Origin of the sequence: Gemella bergeri ATCC 700627 (assembly GCF_000469465.1) — a bacterium.
Taxonomy (GTDB): Bacteria; Bacillota; Bacilli; order Staphylococcales; family Gemellaceae; genus Gemella; species Gemella bergeri.
Window position 1 is genome coordinate 1 of record NZ_KI271797.1, and the last position, 5628, is coordinate 5628.

The window sequence follows — 5628 nt, forward strand, 5'->3', positions numbered from 1 at the left end:
CCCTATCAGTCCTATATTTTGTAGATCCAATGATTGCACTATTTTTTTGACTAAAAGTAGTCATCAATATCTAATTTATATACAAATAACAAAAGAGCATTATACTCTTTAAAGGGAGAATGGCTTGCCTAGGGAGCGACAAGCCACATTATGAAAAAAATTAAAAAGTTTTATTATCTGTTAATATCATAAAGAATTAACCGAAATATTGGTTTAAACAAAAATATTTTTTACTTAAAAGGGAGAAACGACAATTGTCGTTAAGTTTATGGAAATAATATTTTTGTCTAAGACATTATTATACTCTTTATACTTAAAATATACTTTAAATAATTTTGTTTTAAATATTTCTTAATTAAATTTCTTTCTCTCCCAATTTTCCAACAATAATTAACCATAATATGAACATCTACACCGAGTTTGAATTAATTTTAAAATTTTTTATTTTTAAAATTATTGCTCATCTTCTTTTTGAAATTTTTTTACTCTATAATCATTAAGAATTTTTTCAAGTTTTTCCACCTCTGAATAAATTTCTTCTTGTGTTAGGGTTGTGTCATTAATTATATCATCTGTTTTCTCTATTAAATCTTTTAAATTTTCAATTGCTTCATCATTGACTTTGCTTCTTGAAAATTCTTTTAATAAATTTTCCATCTCCATTTTTTTATTTTTTAACTCTGTTAAATTCAAATCTTTAATTTTAACAGAGATATTCAATGATGTATCTGTAATATTTCTATCAAGATAAGTTATAGTAATTGGTACATTAAATTTTCCTATCTGATCAGTTTTTGGGATAGAAAATGAAATTTTTGTATTTTCAGGAAGATTAGTTCTATCTATTTTACTTAAAATATCTTCTTTCGTCAATTCGGCATTTTTATTTATTTCTATTGAATTTTCAATTAAACGTGGTTTAAATAAGTTTTTATATTCTTCATCCGTTAGAGAAAGTTGTTTTAAAGTTTTAAGTGGTTTTTCTTGAGATCCAACTCCATCTAATCTATCTCTACTACCAATTTTGAAATTTTTTATGTTGCTAGCTATACTTTCAAAATAAGAACGTGAACTATGTCCCCTTTCGGTTTTTCCTATAATAGTCATTACATCTTTATCGTTATATATTTTTCCTACCAAAGCATCATTTTCTACACCATAATGTTTTATTTTCCCGGCTTGCGCCAATTTTTTACTGTATAAACTTGAATTAAACAAGTCTTTACTCCATATAGTTCTGGCTGCATTTACTTTAGGTGCGTTAAAAGTAGTGGCTTTTTTTAAAATATTATTATAAAAATTTTGATTTTTCTTTTGTGCAGATTCTATATAGTACGGATTGATTGATAATTCATACGCATCTACTACCGCTCGTTGAGCTAAATAACCTCCAAGTGAATGACCTGTAATGTATAAGTTAGTTATATCATCACGATTAATATATGATCTAATCAATGATTTCGCATCTTCGGCTTGAGTAGGATTTTGCCCCCACGCTATTACAAAATCATTTGTCAAATCTTTTAAACTTCCCGCTTGAGTCCCACGAATTGCCAACACTTGAACAGTTCCATTTTTCAAAAACGGAAGTTCACTTCTGGTTTCAAACAACACCGCATCAAATCCGCTGTCTTTATGATAAAATTCTTTGGCTTTCCAATATGGTGCCAGCTCGTTGTGCATTAATTCATATTCTTTTCTGCCTTCCTTTTCTCCATTTTTTCTATAATTATCTTCCTTACTCCAAGTTCTATTGTTATCGAGAACTTTATTTATATATTCATCGTCACGATAACAAAGCTCCATAAGTAATGCCATATCTCTGTCAGTCACATGCCATTGTAAATTATCATTATCCTTGTCAGTAGAGTTATTATTATATTCTGATACTTTTGTATCTATTAAACCATCGCCGTCACTATCCTTTAATAACGGATGACTATTATATCCTAAATATTTTTTCCCATTTTTTTCATAAATGTAAATTTCATCTTTATTTAAAATTCCGTCGTTATCATCATCGGCATTTGGATCTAATACCTTTGTACCTTTGTTAAAAAGTAAGCTGTCATATTTTCCATTTTCCAGTCCAATTAATCCTTTAGAAATTTTTTCAGCATAATTACTATCTAATTCTATTTTTTTAAAAGGTGTTGTTGTATTTTTTTCGCCGGTATTTTTGACATTACCTACTTTACTGTTTACTTCGAGATTATTAGCTTCTACTAAATTACTTCCAAAAATAAAAAATGTTCCAACTAAAGTTAAACTAACACCTATTTTTAACTTATTAATGGAATATCTTATTAATTTTTCACTAAATTGTTTTTTCATTTTTATAACCACCTTTTTATTAAATATATTATTACGCTACGCTTCTCCATTATACTAAAAAATATAGTTTCTTGCCAATGAAATCGTTTTTTCAATACTAAAGCTAAAATATATACGAAAAAAAGAATTCAAAAATGGAATAACACTTGTAATAATAGATTAAGGAGAATTTTTCTTACACCTTAAATTTTCTTCATTATCATAAATTTAACAGTAAAAAGGAGAGAGACCCGCAAATTAGCGAGTCTCTATATTATGAAAAAAATATTATTAAAAGTTTTGTTCTGATTATTAGTATACTCCTCTAAGTTTAAGAGAAGTTAAAATAAAAAACTTTATAAAAAATATTTTTAAATTAATTCAAATCAAAGTTAATTTCCGTTTTTCCACATTCTCTTAAAAATTGGTTTGCCCTTGAAAAAGGTTTACTTCCAAAAAAGCCACGATATGCTGACAACGGACTTGGATGAGCAGATTCTATAATTTTATGTTTTGTTGTATCAATTAACACTTTCTTACTGCGTGCATATGCTCCCCAAAGTATAAAAACAACATTATTATTCTTATCAGAAATCGTCTTAATAATATAGTCCGTAAAATTTTGCCACCCTATATTATTATGGCTGGCAGGTTTATTTTTTTCTACAGTAAGCACCGCATTCAAAAGAAATACACCCTGTTTAAACCATGGTTCTAAATTTCCGGTTTTTGCCGGTTTAATACCTAAATCATCATATAACTCCTTATAAATATTAATAAGACTTTTAGGCAATGCTACTCCGTCATTAACGGAAAAACTTAAACCACAAGCTTGTTTTTCATTGTGATAAGGATCTTGCCCTAATATAACAACTTTAATATCTTCAATAGGGAGTTCAAAAACTCTAAAGACTTGCTCCTTCGGAGGGAAAATAGTTGCCCTTCTCCTTACTACATTTATATTATCTACAGTTTCGCCTAATTCTTTTCTATATTGATAATTCTTAAATATTTCTTTCCATGATTTATCCATAATATTACTCCTTATATAATAAATTTGTTATTGGTAATAATAAAAATACTTGTCTTTTAAATAACAACTTAAAATCTATTCTTTATTAGTATACCATATTTATTCTAAATCTTTAAAATTTACCTAATTTCTCTGGTGAATTTTAAAAAAAAGTTTTATAATGAAAGTAACAATAAATTATAGGAGGTTTTTATGAAAATAGGATTTATCGGTGCCGGCAAAATGGGAGAGGCTATACTAAAAGGATTTATAAAGCAAAATATTGTCCCGAAAAAAAATATATTTATAAGAAATTCCTGTGATAAAAGCACAAAAATTGTAACCGAACGAAACAATGTTAATTCTTGCGAAAATATATATGATCTTGTTAATAATTCCGATCTTGTAATTATAGGGGTTAAACCTTACCTTATTGCAGATATTTTAGAAAAGATAAAAGATACTATTGCCGAAAAAATAATTATTTCTATGGCAGCAGCCGTATCTATTTCAGATATGGAAAATATTATTCCGGATAAAAAAATAATCCGTATAATGCCGAATACTCCGGTTGAAGTTTGTTCCGGTGTTATCGGCATGTGTGCAAATACTTTTATTACACCTGAAGAAAAAACAACCATTCATACCATTTTTTCTGCACTGGGTATTTGTATAGAAATTAAAGAATCTGATATGTCATCACTTACCGCTATTAGCGGTTCAGGACCGGCTTATGCTTATCTTTTTGTTGAAGCCTTGGCTGACGGAGCTGTTCTTAATGGACTTAAACGTGATATATCCTATAAACTTGCCGCACAAACACTTTTAGGTTCGGCAAAAATGCTGTTAGAAACCTGTCATCATCCAGCAAAACTAAAAGATGATGTTACTTCACCTGCCGGTAGCACCATTGAAGCTATTAGAATTTTAGAGGAGAAAGGATTTAGAAGTGCCGTTATTGAATGTGAACGAGCTTGTTTTGAAAAATTAAAAAATATGTAATTTCCTTTTATCTCCACTAATAATCAGAAATTTTAGGTCAATCCATATTTATTACTAAACTTCAAAAATCACACATGAGCATTCTCTCTCAAGTGTGATTTTTTATATTTATCTTATTTTCATTTAGTTAACAGCTTTTAAATCATCATTATTTTATATTAAGGGTGACTAATAAATCATAATCCTAAGACAAAATTTTATTAATCACCCTATAATTTTACTAGATGTTCAAAATATTTTATAAAGAGAATTTGAAACACCGATAAACTACCACGTCTTAATTAAATTATAGTCCCTTTACGATAACTTAATCTATTTTTTCTTTTGTTTTATTAACCCTATTTATTGAAATTATGGCTATTTCTTCGATTTTTTTTACTTCTTTCCTTTTCTTAAACCTACTGTTCGTTATAGTTAAAACTTCACTTTTTACTTTTCTATATTACCTTATTTTTTCTTCTTCGCTCCCTTATATATTACTGAATTTTGTTCCCTATTTTTCGGGGTTGTTTCTTTCGTTCCTCCCCTTGCTGTTTATCAAAATGGTAATTATCGTCTTCTTTGATTTTTATGGCTGTTTGCTATGTTCTTAGTTTTCAAACCTACCCTGTTCGTATAGTTAAAACTTCATTCTTTCCTTTTTTTGCTTCTTTTCCTGTTTCTAATGTTCTGTAATTTATTTTATATATTATTTTACAAATATTTCAGCAATGGTTAGTAGTGGTATGGACGCCTACAACTAATTCACTACGTGAATGGATTTTCCGGCTAGAATTTTAGCCAAGGTCTAAAATTCTCCAAGTAAAATGCTTTTGGCATTTTACTATTACCACTACAAACATTGCTATTAGGCTCGTTGCCATTCTTAGTGGTGAAATACTTAAAGTTGCCTCACCACTATAGAATCAGCAACAAAAAATATTTTGTATATAAATATATAATTTACCACCCATATTTCAATAAATTATCTAAGTAACAATGTCATTGTAAAAACTACTATTCTTTTCAGTTGTACCTTTACCCTCCTTATTTTTATAATTAAATACAATTTTCCCTATTTTAAACACTGCTACCCTTATAACATAATTTTCACCTTCTCTTTCTAACTGTTTTTAAGTATTACTATACATTACCCTCATATATATTAGTTTCAATAGTTCATCATAACTTTAATCGTTATATGTTATTATATATATGTGTGTTGTATAAATACACTTGTCCCTATATTATAGTAAAATTTCAGCTATTATTCAACATGAATTTTTTTAAGAGACGAATTGCAAATAAAAGTGCAACACTCA

Annotated in this window: 3 protein-coding genes; 1 reads left to right on the top strand and 2 read right to left on the bottom strand. The window is 28.0% G+C overall.

Translation table 11 applies throughout. The features are described 5' to 3' along the window. Positions 1-453: 453 nt before the first annotated feature. A complete protein-coding gene (locus tag HMPREF1983_RS07535; RefSeq protein ID WP_021752314.1) occupies positions 454-2334 on the bottom strand; it encodes a Tle-like phospholipase domain-containing protein in 1881 nt (626 codons plus the stop codon). Positions 2335-2689: 355 nt separating this feature from the next. After that, positions 2690-3346, bottom strand: a complete 657-nt coding sequence (ung, locus tag HMPREF1983_RS00530; protein ID WP_021752315.1) for a uracil-DNA glycosylase — start codon at positions 3344-3346, stop codon at positions 2690-2692. 192 nt (positions 3347-3538) lie between these two features. On the opposite strand from ung, the gene proC reads away from it, so the two are divergent. Then, positions 3539-4327 carry a pyrroline-5-carboxylate reductase gene (gene proC / locus HMPREF1983_RS00535; protein WP_021752316.1) on the top strand — a complete coding sequence of 263 codons (789 nt, stop codon included), beginning with the start codon at positions 3539-3541 and terminating at the stop codon, positions 4325-4327. The last annotated feature ends 1301 nt before the right edge of the window (positions 4328-5628 follow it).

Bases quoted from the DNA above. Each gene is read 5' to 3' on its own strand.
- HMPREF1983_RS07535 (WP_021752314.1), bottom strand. From the start codon at position 2,334: ATGAAAAAACAATTTAGTGAAAAATTAATAAGATATTCCATTAATAAG.
- proC (WP_021752316.1), top strand. From the start codon at position 3,539: ATGAAAATAGGATTTATCGGTGCCGGCAAAATGGGAGAGGCTATACTA.
- ung (WP_021752315.1), bottom strand. From the start codon at position 3,346: ATGGATAAATCATGGAAAGAAATATTTAAGAATTATCAATATAGAAAA.